The 17720-nt window shown below is 38.1% G+C and carries 15 protein-coding genes; 11 read left to right on the plus strand and 4 right to left on the minus strand.

Annotated elements, in window-relative coordinates:
- Positions 1-47 precede the first annotated feature (47 nt).
- Positions 48-767: a glucosamine-6-phosphate deaminase gene (gene nagB / locus BMW36_RS04970; RefSeq protein WP_089739646.1), complete on the minus strand. Its 720-nt coding sequence runs from the start codon at positions 765-767 to the stop codon at positions 48-50.
- Between the two features lie 4 nt (positions 768-771).
- Positions 772-1929, minus strand: coding sequence for an N-acetylglucosamine-6-phosphate deacetylase (nagA, locus tag BMW36_RS04975; protein ID WP_089739648.1), 1158 nt, complete (start codon positions 1927-1929; stop codon positions 772-774).
- A gap of 208 nt (positions 1930-2137) precedes the next feature.
- Between nagA and BMW36_RS04980 the strand changes: the two genes are divergently transcribed.
- Positions 2138-3310, plus strand: coding sequence for a TraB/GumN family protein (locus tag BMW36_RS04980; RefSeq protein ID WP_089739649.1), 1173 nt, complete (start codon positions 2138-2140; stop codon positions 3308-3310).
- 193 nt (positions 3311-3503) lie between these two features.
- Here BMW36_RS04980 and BMW36_RS04985 read toward each other — a convergent pair whose 3' ends face one another.
- Positions 3504-5759, minus strand: a complete 2256-nt coding sequence (locus BMW36_RS04985; protein ID WP_089739651.1) for a YcdB/YcdC domain-containing protein — start codon at positions 5757-5759, stop codon at positions 3504-3506.
- 165 nt (positions 5760-5924) lie between these two features.
- Complete coding sequence (locus BMW36_RS04990) at positions 5925-6809, minus strand: TIGR01777 family oxidoreductase (protein WP_089739653.1); 885 nt, start codon at positions 6807-6809, stop codon at positions 5925-5927.
- Between the two features lie 252 nt (positions 6810-7061).
- Between BMW36_RS04990 and BMW36_RS04995 the strand changes: the two genes are divergently transcribed.
- The 10 genes from BMW36_RS04995 to BMW36_RS05040 all read left to right on the plus strand — a co-directional run bounded on the left by BMW36_RS04995 (position 7062) and on the right by BMW36_RS05040 (position 17708).
- The gene (locus tag BMW36_RS04995) at positions 7062-7628 is read left to right on the plus strand and encodes a cysteine hydrolase family protein (protein ID WP_089739654.1); all 567 of its coding nucleotides are present in this window, start codon (positions 7062-7064) and stop codon (positions 7626-7628) included.
- A gap of 2 nt (positions 7629-7630) precedes the next feature.
- On the plus strand, positions 7631-9094 hold the full coding sequence (locus BMW36_RS05000; RefSeq protein WP_089739656.1) for a nicotinate phosphoribosyltransferase: 1464 nt from the start codon (positions 7631-7633) through the stop codon (positions 9092-9094).
- Positions 9095-9112: 18 nt separating this feature from the next.
- A complete protein-coding gene (nadE, locus tag BMW36_RS05005) occupies positions 9113-9940 on the plus strand; it encodes an ammonia-dependent NAD(+) synthetase (protein ID WP_089739658.1) in 828 nt (275 codons plus the stop codon).
- Positions 9941-10109: 169 nt separating this feature from the next.
- Positions 10110-11093: a ring-cleaving dioxygenase gene (locus BMW36_RS05010; protein ID WP_089739660.1), complete on the plus strand. Its 984-nt coding sequence runs from the start codon at positions 10110-10112 to the stop codon at positions 11091-11093.
- 262 nt (positions 11094-11355) lie between these two features.
- Positions 11356-12993 carry an Ig domain protein group 2 domain protein gene (locus BMW36_RS05015; RefSeq protein ID WP_089739662.1) on the plus strand — a complete coding sequence of 546 codons (1638 nt, stop codon included), beginning with the start codon at positions 11356-11358 and terminating at the stop codon, positions 12991-12993.
- Between the two features lie 151 nt (positions 12994-13144).
- Positions 13145-14251: a phosphate/phosphite/phosphonate ABC transporter substrate-binding protein gene (locus tag BMW36_RS05020; protein WP_089739664.1), complete on the plus strand. Its 1107-nt coding sequence runs from the start codon at positions 13145-13147 to the stop codon at positions 14249-14251.
- Between the two features lie 108 nt (positions 14252-14359).
- Entirely contained in the window at positions 14360-15142 is a 783-nt protein-coding gene (gene phnC / locus BMW36_RS05025) for a phosphonate ABC transporter ATP-binding protein (RefSeq protein ID WP_089739665.1), read from the plus strand.
- A complete protein-coding gene (gene phnE / locus BMW36_RS05030) occupies positions 15135-15950 on the plus strand; it encodes a phosphonate ABC transporter, permease protein PhnE (protein WP_089739668.1) in 816 nt (271 codons plus the stop codon). The genes phnC and phnE (BMW36_RS05030) overlap by 8 nt, the downstream gene beginning before the upstream one ends.
- A 25-nt stretch (positions 15951-15975) precedes the next feature.
- On the plus strand, positions 15976-16782 hold the full coding sequence (phnE, locus tag BMW36_RS05035; RefSeq protein WP_089739669.1) for a phosphonate ABC transporter, permease protein PhnE: 807 nt from the start codon (positions 15976-15978) through the stop codon (positions 16780-16782).
- 80 nt (positions 16783-16862) lie between these two features.
- The gene (locus BMW36_RS05040) at positions 16863-17708 is read left to right on the plus strand and encodes a putative RNA methyltransferase (protein WP_089739672.1); all 846 of its coding nucleotides are present in this window, start codon (positions 16863-16865) and stop codon (positions 17706-17708) included.
- The last annotated feature ends 12 nt before the right edge of the window (positions 17709-17720 follow it).

Raw genomic sequence — 17720 nt, forward strand, 5'->3', positions numbered from 1 at the left:
CAGAATGAAAGCAATCAAAGCTTTCATTCTGGAGCTGCGAGAAATAATCAGCATACCGTTTCCTTATCGACAATAACGGTACAGTTGTCGTGCTTGTGTAAAATAGAGGCGGGAAATGTTTCTGTTATTTCTCCATCAAGCAGTCGCTTATATGCATTGTATTTCGTTTTCCCAGATATCAGTAAAATAATCTGCTTACTCCTCATAATTGTCTCAATACCGACTGTAATTGCTTTTGCTGGCACTTGCTCCATGGTCGGGAAAAATCTTGCATTCGCTTCTCTGGTTGATTGATCAAGACAAATGATATGAGTCTGTGCTGAAAAAGGTGTTCCAGGTTCATTGAATCCAATATGTCCGTTCCCGCCTATCCCGAGAATCTGCAAATCAATACCTCCGGATTTTTCAATTAATCGCTCGTATTTTTTACATTCCTCCTGCAAGTTTTCCGCCATTCCGTTAGGGATATGTCTGTTTTCTTCTTTAAGATCAATGTACTGAAAGAAATGCTTTTTCATAAAATAATGATAACTATTTGAATCGGAAGCAGGAAGGCCTACATATTCGTCTAAATTGAATGTAATGGTGTGCTGAAAGCTAAGTCTTTTCTCCTCGTACAGCTTTACTAGTTCTGTATATAATCCCAGAGGTGTTGAACCTGTTGCAAGGCCAAGTGCAGTGTCAGGCTTTGAATTTATTTCCCTGGCGATGATTTGTCCTGCAATTCGGCTCATATCCTCATAGTTTTCCGCTTCAATGATTTGCATGCTGTCACCCCTTATATGCGAGCTCACCGCGGCAGAAGGTATAGGCAATATTCCACTGGTCGTCTACAATAAGAATATCCGCATCTTTTCCTTCTGTGATGGAGCCTTTTTTTGAAAAAATATTAACCCTTTTGGCTGGATTGGAGGAAGCCATTTTAATAATATCTTCTGTCCCGGCATTAGTTAGTTCTGCTATATTCTTAACGGCATCTATCATTTTCAATGTACTGCCGGCAAGTGTTCCATCTTCTAAAATAGCCTTATTGCCTTTAACAGTTACTTGCTGTCCCCCCAAATCATATATTCCATTTGGAAGTCCCTTAGCACGCATCGCGTCCGTAATTAACAATAACCGGTCACTGCCAGTATTTTGATATACAATCTGTAACATCTCCTTGGATAAATGGATCTTATCTGCAATTACTTCTGCATATAACGAGTCTAGTAGAAATGCAGCACCGACCGCACCGATGTCCCGGTGATGGATCCCGTTCATCGCATTACATAAGTGTGTTAATTGTGTCACACCATTTTCTGCTGCTTCTTTTATCTGGGTATAATTTGCATTCGTATGACCTGCTGACATATTTACAGAAAGATTGCTTAAATGTTTAGCGAATTCACAGGTCGTATCTAATTCAGGGGCAAAGGTGACGGTTCGAATTAATCCTTCCGCATCTTCTTCCCAACTGTTAAATAATTCAATATCTGGGGTAGTGATATATTCAGTCGGTTGTGCTCCTGCCTGACTTTTTGCGATGAATGGTCCTTCCAGGTGGATTCCGATAATTTCTGCAGTATTATTTTTTTTGGGGAAATCAGCTATGTTATGTAATGCTTTCTTAATCATCTGAGGTGATTGAGTAATGGTTGTAGCAAGGAAACTTGTTGTTCCCTCTTGTGGCAGTTTTGTCGTAATGGTTTCAAGCGCTTCGCTGGTTCCATCCATGATATCCGCACCATAAGCACCATGTATATGACCATCAATGAAACCGGGAATTACTTTCATCTGATTCGCGTCAATAACATTATCTGCTTGAATAAAAGGGTTCTGCTGATTAAAAATAGAATAAATCTTCCCATCTTTCATCAGTAATGATCCTGCTTCAAGGACCGCTTCTTCTGTGTAGACACGAGCATTGGTAATTAGTGTTGTACTCATTTCATCCATCCCTTTTTCCAATAACTTAACATATATGTGTAGAGTTGTCTATTTGCATTGACGCTGGAAGAAGTATTGCTTGTGTAGTCGGAAATATTCTAAAATAGTGTCAGATAATCAGGAGATTTTTAATAAGGAAAATGGTGGGCTTTCTTAACTAGTTACTATATAATAAAGATATAGTTCTTAAAAAAGGTAGGAATAGTTGATGACGGAGGAAAATCATAATATAACCAGGATTGAGCTTGACGGGAAAGAATATATTTTAATAGGAACAGCCCATGTCTCCAAACAAAGTGCTGAACTAGTAAAAGAAGTGATTGAGAAAGAACAGCCAGATTCTATTTGTGTCGAATTAGATAAGCAGAGATATGAGTCGATTGTTAATGGTAACAAGTGGAAGGAAATGGATATATTCCAGGTTATTAAAGAAAAAAAAGCTACTTTATTACTGATGAATTTAGCGATATCTTCCTTTCAAAAGAGAATGGCAGCACAATTTGATATAAAACCAGGGCAAGAGATGATTCAGGGAATTGAATCAGCAGATGAAATAGGTGCAGAACTCGTACTGGCTGACCGAAATATCCAGATTACCTTTGCCAGAATATGGGGTAATATCGGGTTTAAAGGGAAAATGACCTTATTAACACAGGTAATTGCAGGTGTTTTTTCTAAAGAAGCTATTACAGAAGAAGAATTGGAAAAAATGAAAACACAGGATGCAATTGATAGTGTATTAAGTGAGTTTACCGAGAGCTTTCCAAAGCTGAAGAAACCACTGATTGATGAACGTGACCAATATCTTGCACAAAAAATTAAAAAGGCACCTGGTGAGAAAATAGTAGCAGTGCTCGGTGCAGCACATGTTCCAGGAATTACGAAGGAAATCCAGAAAGAGCATGACTTAAAAGCTTTAACAAAAATACCTCCAAAATCGAAAACACCAAAAATTATAGGCTGGACGATTCCGTTCGCTATTGTTGCATTAATTGCCTACACATTCTGGGCTAATCCAATGGCCGGATGGCAGCAAATAATGAGCTGGCTTATTTGGAATGGAGGCTTTTCGGCATTAGGGGTTATTATTGCATTGGGTCACCCGCTGGCAGTATTAACTGCACTTGTGGCAGCACCGATTACATCACTGAATCCGTTAATGGCAGCAGGATGGTTTGCCGGCTTTGTACAGGCACTTGTCAAACGCCCGCATGTCTCTGACTTTGAGTCACTTTCAGATGATGTTTATACAATTAAAGGATTTTGGCAAAACAAAGTAACCAGAATACTGTTAATTATTATTCTGGCTAATATCGGAAGCTCTATCGGTACTATAGTGGCAGGTACAGATATCCTGCGCGTCTTCTTCGATAATCTATAAATATAGATTGTATATAGACAAAAGGATTGACACATACCAATACTGGGGTAATGTAAATTGTGCTTAATGTCGCTCCCTAGGAACACTTCGCGTCTAGTGGGGCCGGCTTTAGCCTCCTCAAAAATAAATTCTCATGAACATTCGATGCATGAATGGTTCATGAGAATTTTTAATTTTATCGTATTAAGATCTCTTAGTAATAAATATGAAAATTCTCTGATGTGATTAATTTTACTAATTTAAGGTTTGTTACAGCAATTTGCGCATAAGATACTTCATCTTTTGGATGGAAATAATTTTCCTCACCATGTTCCAGTAAACCAAACGAATTAGAGAGAGCAACATAACCGCGATATTGATCACTGATTTCATCAGCACCTTCAAAATCATACTGGAACATATCGTGCTTCTCTCCTATATAGTCAAGTCCCAACGCTTTTACATACCATGAAGCCAATTCTTCAGTAGTTATTGCTGCATTTTCATCAAATGTTTTCTTATCTGTGTCTAAGATTCCCATCTCAACAGCTTGCATTACGACAAAATAGAGCGGGTGATCTTTGCCGATATTGTTGAACGGAGAATCTTCCAGTTCCTCATAATATGGTCTGTCATCAACATATGTTAAAGACTTTAATACAATTTCTAATGCTTCACCTTTTGTTATATTAGCATCCCCATCAAAATTATCCGGGTCATCGACTGTTATAATACCATTGCTAATTAAGAAATTCAGTTCGTCCTCTGCCCATGGATGGCTAACCAGTACATCTGTATTTTTATCATCAGGTAACTGGACGTAAGGATCTAACTCTTCCCAATCCCCGCTAATTGCATTGAAGAAGACCGGATTATTTCTGTCATCCCTTAAATAGTTCAGTTTATATTGTAATGTAGGGTTTTCCTCAAATATTTCTTCAGGATTGTCATTCACGTAATATAGTTCCAGGTCAATCTCTTCTTTGATTGCTTCCAGCGCAACTTCTTCACTAATAGCATCATCCGCTGACGGCCAATTTGTTATATTTGAGCGTTGCTTGAACAGTATTACTAAAGATCCGTCTCTTTTGGAAATACCGACATGAATACTGTCACCTTCCACAAGAAGGCCATTTTTCACTCTAGGGAAACTGAAAGAGTGTACATAGTCTCCAGGACTGTAAAAGTCAGAAGAAGATATAGGATATGCATATTCCTCCATATTAGAATAAGCATATTGTTCAATATACTCCACAGCTTTATTTAATGCATCTTCCCTTGATATTACTTCCTCGACCTCTTCAGAATGGTCGAAATTCCCATCTTTATGGAAGTCCAGCAGTTCACCGGTATTTTTATTTACTGAAATAGAGGAACCGAACCCGCCATATTCATCACTATACATGTAGTGTACTTCAAATACTTCTGTACCATCTGGCAATTTTCTTTCAAACACCTGATCAATAGAAAGAGTTGCCCCATCTACTGTCGAATCTAGTAAACTTTCTACTAATGCTTTTGCTTCCTCTTTTGTAACGGCAGCCGGCTCTTTTGAGCTGCTTTCTAGAAGTTTGATCTGATGCTCGGCCTTTTCCAGTTCATCCACATATTCACCATTAATAAAGTACTTCCCGTTCTTAGCAGAAATCCCTTGAACCGCCGGGACTTCGCGATAAGTAAGATAAGCTTCACTGCTGTTTCCTGTAATGTAATCAGGCATCACAATGTATTGTAATTCAATATTCAGCTCATCTTTTAAGTTTTGTAAAAGCGTGTCTTTATCAAGAATTCCTGTAGTAGATTCATATTGGCCGGAAGTTTGACTGAATGGTGAATTAAATGAACCAACCTCACCATTTCCGTAGATAGTTACATAGATGTTTTGATCATTAACCGGAATTCCGTTTTCCAGTTTGTTAAAATGGAATTCGTATTCAATTGGTTCAGTTAAAGGGCGATTGTAATTATAATAGTAAAGGCTGGAACCACTATCACTTAATTCGAATTCATCCTCTAACCCTAACTGGTTAATAAAATCAATGGCAAGTTGTTCAGCTTCTTGTTTGGATACTTGTGGGGGATATAAGGCGTCAGACATATCTTGCTGGTAGAAGTTATAATGAAGAAGGCTTAAATCCTCTCCCGCAAATTCAAAACTGGCATCCATTTTCGGGCTGGCATAATAAACACTATATACGTCTCCATATTCCGGAGATGGTGAGAAATATTCGAGATGAAAGTCTTCAGAAGATGCAGAACCAAATTTCTCTGGGAACAGGTCTTTAATTTTAGCAATTAAATCAGCTTCTGATACCTCTCCTTGTATGACGGCATCTTTAGCTTCTGTCTGCTTTTCCTCAATTGTAACAGATTCCTTTGTTGAACTTTCTTCTGCACTCACAGTAGATGCTAATCCTCCCACTGCGATGGCAGATGTTAGTGTGATTGCGCTAACAATTTTCCATTTCATGAAAATTAATCCTCCTTTTATCTTAATAGTACATAGTATATCATAGTGAATACCAATATTCACCAAAAATATTAGAAATTTATCACGATACTAACTTCCTAATTACTATAACTATATGAGAAAAGAAAGAACATTAGAATATATATTATCTAATGTTCAGAAAGTTTAAAATATATTTGCCAGGGCCCCTTTAATTGTAGGGAAGTGAAATTCATAGCCTGCTTTGAGAAGTCTCTCTGGTATTACCCATCTGCTTTTTAAGATCAATTCTGTTTCAGTTCTGATAAATGCTGCTCCAAGTTCGAGTACAGGTCTTGGGGCAGGAAGCCCGTATGGCCGGTTCAGCTGCTGACGAAGCGCATTCATAAATACATAATTTTGGATAGGATTTGGTGATGAACAATTAAATACACCTTCTAAGTCTGTTCGGTCTTTTAAAAACATGATGATTTGAAACAGGTCTTCTATATGAATCCAGCTGAACATTTGCTGTCCATCTCCCTGGATACCGCCTAGCCCGAGTTTTACCAGGTTTTTATATGGAATGAGTACCCCGCCATCTGGTCCTAATACGATAGAGATTCGCAGAGCAACCTGTCTGGTATTTTCGAATGCAAAACTAAAGAATGATCTTTCCCACTTTTTGGCTACTTCTACCGAAAAGCCATTACCGTACTCTCCGTTTTCTTCTGTCATTGGCCGGTCATCTGCATGACGGTATATAGTTGCCGTACTAGAGTTAATCCATAATTTTGGAGGGTTTGAACATAATTTTATTGCATCACCTAAAAGTCTTGTTGTCCCTACTCGTGATGTAATGATTTCCCGCTTATTGTTTTCATTATATCTGCAGTTGACAGATTTACCTGCGAGATTTATAACCATTTCGGCATTTTCTAATGCTTTTACCATTCTTTCTTGATCATTCCATGTAATGGCAGGTTTTCTTCTTGAAATCATATGAACTTCATAGTCTAGTTCTTCCAGTTTATTTTTAATATATGTACCAATAAATCCCGAGCCGCCTGCTAATACAACTTTTTGTTTCATTCTGTCACCTCCACTGTTTCCCTTATCCTATCATATATTGATATCCAATAGTTGTTAAAATTTCTGAAAATCATGTGAAGATTTGATATAATAATAAAGTGAGACGTTTGATCATTGGCGAAACTTATCGATGCTTAGTACCTGTTAGCCCCCACTTACTTCCTTTGTATTACTCAAAAACTTGAAGTGGGGGTATTACACGTTTAGCACTGGGATAAATTCATGAGAACGTGAAAAGAGGAGGTATATTTAATGAAGGAACGCGCACTTATTAATATCGACTATACATATGATTTTGTTGCATCAGAGGGTGCTCTAGCTTGCGGCGAACCAGGTCAGCAGATAGAAGGAAAGATTACAGAAATTACTGAGTCATTTATTCTTCAGAATGATTTTACTGTGTTTGCCATTGATGTGCATGATAAAGATGATCCTTATCATCCGGAAACAGATCTATTTCCTCCCCATAACCTTCGCGACACAAAAGGGAGAGATTTATATGGTACTTTAAAAAACGTACATGAAAATTATAAACATAAGGAAAATGTGTATTATATTGACAAGACCAGATATTCAGCTTTTGCCGGAACAAATCTGGAAATATTACTTCGAGAAAGAAAAATAAATGAGGTACACTTAGTAGGGGTATGTACAGATATATGTGTTCTGCATACGGCTGTGGATGCATACAATAAGGGTTTTGACATTGTAATATACCAAGATGCTGTAGCTTCTTTTAATCAGACCGGTCATAAATGGGCACTGGGTCATTTTGCCCAGTCGTTAGGAGCAACTGTGAGAGAATTTGGAGGAAAATAATAATGACTTATGAAGATGATAGCTTAATGCTGCATACAGATTTATATCAAGTAAATATGGCGGAAACCTATTGGCGTGATGGAAAGGCAAACAAAAAGGCCGTATTTGAGTTGTATTTTCGAAAACTGCCCTTCGATAACGGATATGCTGTATTTGCAGGATTAGAAAGAGTGCTTGATTTCCTTGAGAACTTTGGGTTTACTGATAGTGATTTGACTTACTTGAAGGAAATCGGTGGTTATGAAGACGATTTTCTGGAATACCTACGCAATATGAAATTTAGTGGGACAATACGCTCTATGAAGGAAGGGGAAGTAGTTTTTGCTAATGAACCGTTAATTCGGGTAGAGGCACCTTTAGCAGAAGCACAATTAATTGAAACACCTTTATTGAACATTGTGAATTACCAAACATTGATCGCCACAAAGGCAGCGAGGATTAAGCATGTGATCGGAGATAGTGTAGTAATGGAATTTGGTACGAGAAGAGCACATGAAATGGATGCTGCGATTTGGGGAACGAGGGCTGCATATATTGGCGGCTTTTCTGCGACAAGTAATGTCAGAGCAGGGAAACTTTTTGGCATTCCTATAGCTGGAACACATGCTCATTCGATGGTGCAGGCATACCGCAGTGATTATGTGGCATTCAAAAAATATGCAAGTACCCATTATGATTGTGTCTTTCTTGTTGATACGTATGATACTCTTCGGTCCGGTGTACCAAATGCAATAAAAGTGGCAAAAGAATTTGGAGATAAAATTAATTTTAGGGGAATTCGCTTAGATAGCGGGGATATGGCTTATTTATCGAAAAAAGCTCGAAAGATGTTAGATGAAGCGGGATTCCATGATGCACAAATTATTGCTTCTAATGATTTGGATGAATACACGATATTAAACCTGCAGGCACAAGGAGCGAAAATTGATATATATGGTATTGGTACCAAATTGATTACTGCATATGACCAGGCGGCACTTGGCGGTGTATATAAATTAGTTTCAATAGAAGAAAATGGGGAAATGGTAGATACAATCAAAATTTCAGCAAATCCTGAGAAAGTTACTACTCCCGGCAGTAAGCGTGTGTACCGGATCATTAACAATGAAAACAAGCATTCAGAAGGCGACTATATCGCATTAGACCATGAGAGGCCTCAGGATGAAGAGCGATTAAAGATGTTTCACCCTGTACACACTTATATTAGTAAGTTTGTGACTAACTTCACAGCAAAAGACTTGCATGTAGATGTAGTGGTAAATGGAGAAATAAAGTACCAGTCGCCAGGTTTAGACGAGATTCAAAACTATGCCAGTGAAAATTTGAAGCTTTTGTGGGAGGAATATAAACGTACGATGAAACCGGAGGAATACCCTGTTGACTTAAGTGAGCTCTGTTGGGAAAACAAAATGGAACGGATAAAAGAGATCAAAGTGAAAGTAAAGGAAATGAATGGCAAATCTTAAATAAAGGAGTTTGTTATGATGCGTTCATTACAGAAGGAAATTATTACAGCATTAAAGGTAAAACCCGAAATCGACTATCAGGAAGAATTTCGACGCAGTGTCGACTTGATTAAATTATATTTAAAAAAGCACAGTTTCCTGAAAACTGCCGTACTTGGAATTTCCGGCGGTCAGGATTCTACGTTGGCCGGGTATATTAGCCAAACGGCGATCAATGAGTTGAACGAAGAAGCTGGTGGAGAGGAATACCAATTCATTGCAGTTCGGCTGCCATATGGAGAACAGGCTGATGAAGAAGACTGTATAGATGCCTTAGAGTTCATTAAGCCAAGTAAAACGGTACGGGTTAATATCAAGGCAGCAGTAGATGCCAGTCAGGCAGCTGTTGAGAAAGAACTAGGCCCGATCAGCGATTTCGTTAAAGGAAATACAAAAGCGAGAGAGAGAATGAAAGTGCAATACGACATAGCGGCATCATTAAATGGTGTGGTGATAGGAACGGACCATGCTGCAGAAGCAGTAACTGGTTTCTTCACAAAATATGGTGATGGAGCGGCAGATATCGTTCCACTTTACCGCCTGACGAAACGACAAGGAAAAGAAATACTGAAAATGCTGGGCTGTCCGGAACATTTGTATTTAAAAACTCCGACTGCAGACTTGGAAAGTGATAAACCTCAGTTGCCTGATGAGGTGGCGTTAGGTGTATCTTATGAAGTAATTGATGCCTATCTGGAAGGAAAAGAAGTTGCTGAAAAAGATGCAGAAACGATTGAAGACTGGTACGTAAAAACAAGACATAAACGCGAAGAACCTGTTAGTGTGTTTGATGACTGGTGGAAATAATGAGGAAATAACAGAGCTGTCCGAAATATCCGGACAGCTTTTTCAGGTAAAAAGATGTTTGAAAATGATAAAATGAGGAAAAATAAGTATACGAGTGAGCAAAATTGACGGAGTTTACATCAGGGTGCTATAATTATCTTGAATTCGAGATAACAGGAGATGACTAATTATGAACGGTTTAAAGGGTTTACACCATGTTACAGCTATTACTAGCAGTGCTGAGAAAAACTATCATTTTTTCACATATATATTAGGGATGCGTTTAGTAAAAAAAACTGTCAACCAGGATGATATTCAGACATATCACCTATTCTTCGCTGATGATAAAGGCAGTCCGGGAACAGATATGACATTCTTTGACTTCCCTGGTATTCCAAAGGGGACACATGGTACAAATGAAATATTTAAAACCTCGTTTAGGGTTCCAAGTGATGAAGCGATTGATTATTGGCTAAAAAGATTTGACCGTTTAAATATAAAGCATTTCGGTATCAAGGAACAGTTTGGCAAGAAGACATTGAGCTTCATTGATTTTGATGAGCAGAACTACCAGTTGATTTCTGATGAAAATAATACGGGCGTAAAATCAGGAACACCGTGGCAAGAGGGACCTATCCCTTTGGAATACGCTATAACAGGTCTTGGTCCGTTATTTGTCCGTATCCAGGACTTTAAATATTTTAAACAAGTGATGGAAAGAGTACTGCTTTTTAAAGAAATTGCAGAGGAAGATGCCAAACACTTATTTGAAGTGGGTGAAGGTGGAAATGGTGCACAAGTCATTGTGGAAGAAAATAAGGTGATGCCAATGGCTCTGCAAGGCTACGGGACTGTTCACCATGCCGCTTTTCGAGTTGATGACAAAGCAACATTACTGGAATGGGATGAGCATTATCGTAAATTTGGCTTCCAGACGTCTGGTTTTGTTGATCGATTCTTTTTTAAATCCTTGTACACAAGAGTGGCTCCCCAAATACTGTTTGAGTTAGCGACTGACGGGCCAGGATTTATGGGTGATGAGGATTACGAAACTTTAGGTGAGAAATTATCGCTCCCGCCGTTTCTGGAGGATAAAAGGGAACAAATAGAAGGAATGGTTCGGCATATTGATACAGTAAGAAGTACGAAGAATATTGAAAAAGAATATGAATAATCTCAACAGACTTTCTTTCTTAATTGGGAGAAAGTCTTTTTTATACAAAAAAATAAGGAAGCATAACAAATATCTAGTCAAAAAGAAGCCGAATGCATTAGTTGGTTTTAATGGAAGATATATAATTATTTACAAAAAATTTACTGAATAGAAATTATTCCAATATATTATTATGGTAGTTTTTAATAGGTAGAGAAAATGGAAGAAGGAGGATAGGATACATCTTTAATTGTATGTGAATCTATTAATTAGGAGGAGAAAGATGCGAAGTAAATTTACTCAATTAACACTCATTGTTGTTATTGGTTTGTTTCTTTTTATCCCGACTTTAAGTGCGGAAGGACCAATGGATCCTGCCCCGGAAATCTTACCATCTGGCTCAGTAAATGGGAAGTCTGTATTATTTGATAACATGCATGGTCAGACAGCAGGAGCGGCGGACTGGGTAATTGACGGTGCGTTTTCCGATTTTGCTGAGGCAATAGCAGGAGAAGGTTACTATGTTAAAGAATTACGGAAAGAAGGCCGGTTTACACTTAGTGATTTAATTGATTATGATGTATTTGTTATTCCCGAAGCAAACATTCCTTTCTCTACAGGTGAACAACAAGCAATGTTAGATTATGTAAACAAGGGTGGAAGTATTTTTTTTGTTGCCGATCATTATAATGCTGATCGAAACAAAAACAGGTGGGATTCATCAGAAGTATTTAATGGATATAGAAGAGGCGCGTGGCAAGACCCTGCAGCAGGTATGAGTGAAGAAGAAGCTAATTCATTTTATATGCAGGATGTAGAAAACTCAGATTGGTTATCAGATAACTTTGGGATAAGAATTCGTTACAATGCGTTAGGTAACATATACTCTGATGTCATTGTACCACCGTCACAATCTTTTAATATAACAAATGGTGTGCAGACAATGACAATGCATGCTGGATCCACATTAGCAATAACCGATCCCGATAAAGCTAAAGGGATAATCTATATGGAAGAAACGAATGATGCTTGGTCACATGCGGTAGACCAGGGTGTATACAATGGTGGAGGGTTGGATGAAGGACCTTATGTTGCGATATCTAAAGCCAATTTAGGGAAGATAGCAGTTATAGGTGATTCTTCCCCGGTAGAAGATATAACACCAAAGTATAAACGAGAAGAAACTGGTGGTACAAAAACTACTTATGACGGTTTTTATGATCAAGATAATCATATTTTACTTGTAAACTTAATCAACTGGCTGGCTGAGCAGGAGGATTATACATCGTTAAATCAAGTTTCCGGTTTAGAATTAGATCAAGAAACAAATCTATTAGCAATAGAAAATCCGGTAACATCTACAGAACCGCAGTCAGAGCCATGGAGTCAACCAGCCAGTGGCTATGAATGGTGGGATCCGTCTACATTTAAAGAAGGATCATATGGATATGAGGAGGCGGATGGAAATGACGGCGATCCAGTAACTGAAGCGGGATCGGAATTATTTGAGCAGGGTTCAAAGGCTGCATATGCCGAATCTTCTGTCTCGTTATTATCAGGTGTATGGAATTTTGATAATGCACTATTGGGCGATTTAAGTTCAGACAAGAAAAACGGAACACAGTCAGCTCGTATTCGTTCAAATGGTTCCATATCGATGAATTTCAATGTAAATGGAACCAGTAAATTATCTGTATCTCATGCAAACTTCGGAAATGATAGCGGAGCATACTGGACGTTACAAAAATCGACTAACGATGGTTTAACATGGACTAATGTAGCTGGTCCGTTTACTAGTACTAGTTCCTTACAAACGGAAGAAATAAGTGTGAATGAACCGGGTTCACTCAGGTTTCGGATTTTAGTTGGCGGAGTTTCTGGTGCACGGATTAATATTGATGACATGATTATTACACCCTAATTATGTGTCCAATTTATAATACGCTACCCACAGACTTGTGGGTAGTTTTTCTATTTTTACAGTAATTTTACAAAAGTCGAGTATTTACTTAATATTTCTAAATTAAAATACAAGTAGTGTTTAGACAAGTATTCTACTAGGGGGAAAAAAAGTGAAAAAATTATGGTTGTTACTTATTGCATTGTTATTTGCAACAATATTAGCGGCATGTGGTGACTCTGAAGAAGGTTCAGCAAATGAATCTGATAATGAAGCAGAGGCATCAGATAAAGAAAATAGTTCTGCTGATAGTGAAGAGGATTCAGAAGAAGCTGCAGGTGAATCGATCGATACATTATCTATTGGATTTGTTCCATCAAGAGATCCTGAGGAGATCATTACAGCAACAGAACCGCTGAAAGAACTTTTGAAAACAGAGATGGCAGGCTTAGGTTATGATATTGGTGAGGTAGAAATTACAGTTGGTACAAATTATGAAGCGGTTGGAGAAGCACTTTCTGCCGGATCAACAGATGTTGGTTTAATCCCTGGCGGTACATATGTCCTTTATGACGACGGGGCAGAAGTCCTTTTAACATCAACTCGTGCCGGATTAAGTAATGACTCGGACGATCCAAAAGACTGGAATGATAATAAGCCAACAGAACCTGTAGATGAACAAGTAACTTATTATCGATCTTTAGTTATCGCAGGCCCATCTGCTAAGGGACAAGAACTTGCAGAAAAGGTGAATAACGGTGAGGAATTGACTTTTGAAGATTTAAACAGCGCTTCATGGGCGGTAATGTCTTCTTCCTCTTCGGCGGGATATATTTACCCAGCTCTATGGCTGCAGGAAAATTATGATAAAACAATTACCGATTTAGAAAATCTCGTACAAGTAGATTCTTACGGCAGTGCATTTGCGAGACTTGCAGCAGAACAAGTGGATATAGTGGTTTCATATGCTGATGCAAGACGTGATAATGAAGAAGCATGGCAAGGTGAATTCGAGCGAGAAGGAAGCATCTGGGATGAAACAAACGTTGTAGGTGTGACGGATAAAATCTATAATGACACAATTAGTGTGAGCAAAAATTCTGAAATAATGACAGATGATTTAAAAACGGCAATCCAACAGGCATTCATTAATATTGCACAAACGGATGCTGGAAAAGAAGTTATCTCCATTTACAGTCATGAAGGGTATCAGGAGGCATCCTCTTCTGACTATGATAATGAAAGAAGTGCACAGGAATTTTTACAAAGCTTAAACTAAATCTAAATATAAGAGATAAATGAGAACATCAAACGGTGTTCTCATTTTCTCACGATATTTTTCAGTGGTTATAACGTCTTTACTTAAAACCTAGAATGGAGTTTTAACATGATAGAATTTATAAATGTCGATAAAGTGTACCAAAACAACGTGAAAGCATTACAAAATATAAATTTACAAATTGATAAAGGTGAATTTGTGGCGGTTATCGGTTTATCTGGAGCAGGAAAATCAACGTTAATCAGATGCATCAACCGGATGCATGATATTTCACAAGGTCAGCTGATTGTTGACGGAGTGGAAGTAGGCAAATTGAAGGGAAAAGAAGTGCGTAAATTCCGCAGAAGAATTGGCATGATTTTTCAATCCTTTAATCTGATCACACGTACTACGGTGTTGAACAATGTATTAGTCTCATTTGTTCCTGAACTATCCTATATACGGAAATTAACTGGTTTCTTTTCAAAGGAACATAAAATAAAAGCATTAACTGCACTTGATCAGGTAGGAATACTGGACAAGGCGTATGTTAGAGTGGACCAATTATCAGGTGGCCAGCAACAGCGGGTTGCGCTTGCAAGAACGTTAGCCCAAAACCCCGATATCATACTAGCTGATGAGCCAATTGCTTCACTTGATCCGGTAACGTCTAAGCAAGTTATGGATGATTTCCAGCGTATCAACCGGGAGATGGGAATATCGGTGATCATGAACATTCACCATGTAGAAGTTGCGTTGGAATATGCTGAACGAATTATTGGTGTCCGTGAAGGACAAGTTGTATTTGATGGTAAAGCGGCAGAAGTAACGGCGGAGATCCTTGACTATATTTACAAAGGAAAAGCAGAGGAAATTCTGGAGAATTTAGAAGGGGAAGAGGCTTATGTATGACAAAATATTCCCGCCGAAAAAAATACAAATGCCAAATGGCAAAACAGTATTAGAAAAAAGATCCCGAACACCTCTGGTTATTATATTGATTATGGCCGGATTGTTTTTTTCAATAGAATTGACGAATTTTGATATAAATCAAATTATCAAAAACGGCTATAAATTTTACATGATTATAGAAGAAATGATTCCACCAAAATGGGAGCACTTACCAAATATATGGACACCCTTAATGGATACGATAAAAATGTCCTTATTAGGATCAGTACTAGGTTCATTAGCTGCTATCCCATTTGCCTACTTAGCTTCTTCTAATATTGTAAAAAGCAATGTAATAAATACTGCTGCACGGATTTTTCTCAGTCTTTTAAGAACGATGCCGGCATTAGTTACCGCATTAATTGCAACCTTTGTGTTTGGTTTAGGTACTTTAGCTGGAACTGTAGCGATTTTCTTATTCACTCTCTCTTATGTAGGGAAATTATTATATGAACAGATTGAAAATGCTGGTATGGGCTCATTTGAAGCAATGGAGTCATTAGGGATGACAAAATCCCAGGCATTCAGGCAAGCCATTTTCCCGCAGGTATTACCTAATTATTTATCTACATCCCTTTTCTGTTTTGAAGGAAATGTCCGCCATGCGGCAATTCTAGGTTATGTTGGTGCAGGAGGAATTGGACTGTTACTGGATGAAGGAATAGGATGGAGAGATTATGCCAGCGTCGGAATGATCTTACTAGTACTTGCGATTACTGTTTTTGCTATCGAAACAGTTAGTGAACATTTCAGAAAAAAATTAGTATAAAAGAAGTACCAGAAGGGGATTTACAATGAATCATGTTGAAAAACAATTATATGCTGCACCGAGAAATTACCTGTATCTCTATACAGTAGCTTTTATTCTTACCGTGCTGTTTGTATGGTCTGTTTCAGCGGTTAGTTTGAATGATGTGAAAGAAAGTGGCTTGTCGATTGCTGTTAATATTATATCTGGAATTCTCACTCCGGATTTAGAGTTATTGTTAACCTTTAACTCAAATGGGGTTGCCTATTTATTAGTAGAAACAATTGCTATTGCATTTTTAGGAACAATTATCGGATCCATTCTTGCCATACCTTTAGCATTTTTATCTGCTTCTAATGTCGTGCCAAAACCTGTCGCATTTCTTACAAGGTTACTGTTAATCTTTATTAGAACCGTTCCGGCAATCGTATACGGGTTAATGTTTATTCGTGTTACCGGACCAGGTCCATTTGCCGGTGTACTAACAATCGGGATAACTTCCATTGGCATGTTATCGAAATTATATGTTGATGCGATTGAAAACTTAGATACAAGTGTACTTGAATCAATGACATCGATCGGTTGTACAACTATGGAGAAAATTCGTTATGGAATTGTCCCGCAATTGTTTTCGATGTTTTTATCCATTATGATTTATCGTTTTGATATGAACCTGCGTGATGCCTCCGTATTGGGCTTAGTCGGTGCAGGTGGTATTGGCGCACCATTACTTTTCGCAATGAATTCCTACCGCTGGAATGAAGTAGGTTCCATCTTAATCGGGCTTGTCATTTTAATTATTATTGTTGAATTGGCATCAAATAAAATGCGCAGCAAGCTGATCAAAGGATAACCACCCACCATGTGTTTGAAGTTGCGTTAGCTGGTTCAGCGAGTTAAGATGTAACTAAAACCGATGGAGTGGCTCCTTACATGAAGAAAATAGAGAAGACGGCAAGGCTGATAGAAAAACATGATCAACTATTTGCATGCCCAATATGCGGCAGAGAGATAAAAGTAGAAGGCAATACAGTAAGATGCCCGGGAAATCATCCGTTTGATATTGCTAAAAAGGGTTATATCAATTTATTAATGCAAGCTTCTCCTGAAGATTACAGCAAGGAACTATTTAATGATAGACATACAATTATTATGGCAGGAATGTACCGGCAGATGCATATAATGATAGCAGAGCAATTGAAGCAGGTCCTGTCACCGTCAGATACTGCATGTTTGGATGTGGGTTGTGGGGAAGGGTCCCATCTTGTGCAAATACTTGAATATATTAATAAGGAAAATATGATTGGTGTTGGAATCGATATCTCAAAAGATGGCATAATGACCGCGGCTAAATATTATGAAGATGTGATTTGGACTGTCGGTGATTTATCGAAGAGTCCGTTCCAATCCAAACAGTTTGATATCATATTGAATATCCTGTCTCCGGCTAATTATCATGAATTCTCACGGTTATTAAAAGCCACTGGTCTCATGATCAAAGTAATTCCGCAAGCAAACTATCTGCGGGAAATAAGGGAACAGGTTCTTGATGAAGAAAAGAGAAAATATACGAATGACCAGACGATAGAAAAATTCCGCAAGCATTTCCCTGAAATGGAGAAAAGAAGAGTTCAATATAAATGGCAAGTAGATCCGGTTTATCAGGAGGCACTGTTAAACATGACACCATTGACATGGGGAAAGGACAAAGCTAATCTTTCTTTAGAAGAAGTGACAATTGATTTAGACATTTTGATTGCAAAAAGCACACAAATGTAATTGTGTGCTTTT

It is taken from the genome of Gracilibacillus ureilyticus, assembly GCF_900111195.1.
GTDB classification, from domain to species: Bacteria; Bacillota; Bacilli; order Bacillales; family Amphibacillaceae; genus Gracilibacillus; species Gracilibacillus ureilyticus.

Coding starts and splice junctions, on each gene's coding strand:
- nagB (WP_089739646.1), bottom strand. CDS start 767: ATGCAAATCATTGAAGCGGAAAACTATGAGGATATGAGCCGAATTGCA.
- nagA (WP_089739648.1), bottom strand. CDS start 1,929: ATGAGTACAACACTAATTACCAATGCTCGTGTCTACACAGAAGAAGCG.
- BMW36_RS04980 (WP_089739649.1), top strand. CDS start 2,138: ATGACGGAGGAAAATCATAATATAACCAGGATTGAGCTTGACGGGAAA.
- BMW36_RS04985 (WP_089739651.1), bottom strand. CDS start 5,759: ATGAAATGGAAAATTGTTAGCGCAATCACACTAACATCTGCCATCGCA.
- BMW36_RS04990 (WP_089739653.1), bottom strand. CDS start 6,809: ATGAAACAAAAAGTTGTATTAGCAGGCGGCTCGGGATTTATTGGTACA.
- BMW36_RS04995 (WP_089739654.1), top strand. CDS start 7,062: ATGAAGGAACGCGCACTTATTAATATCGACTATACATATGATTTTGTT.
- BMW36_RS05000 (WP_089739656.1), top strand. CDS start 7,631: ATGACTTATGAAGATGATAGCTTAATGCTGCATACAGATTTATATCAA.
- nadE (WP_089739658.1), top strand. CDS start 9,113: ATGCGTTCATTACAGAAGGAAATTATTACAGCATTAAAGGTAAAACCC.
- BMW36_RS05010 (WP_089739660.1), top strand. CDS start 10,110: ATGAACGGTTTAAAGGGTTTACACCATGTTACAGCTATTACTAGCAGT.
- BMW36_RS05015 (WP_089739662.1), top strand. CDS start 11,356: ATGCGAAGTAAATTTACTCAATTAACACTCATTGTTGTTATTGGTTTG.
- phnC (WP_089739665.1), top strand. CDS start 14,360: ATGATAGAATTTATAAATGTCGATAAAGTGTACCAAAACAACGTGAAA.
- phnE (WP_089739668.1), top strand. CDS start 15,135: ATGTATGACAAAATATTCCCGCCGAAAAAAATACAAATGCCAAATGGC.
- phnE (WP_089739669.1), top strand. CDS start 15,976: ATGAATCATGTTGAAAAACAATTATATGCTGCACCGAGAAATTACCTG.
- BMW36_RS05040 (WP_089739672.1), top strand. CDS start 16,863: ATGAAGAAAATAGAGAAGACGGCAAGGCTGATAGAAAAACATGATCAA.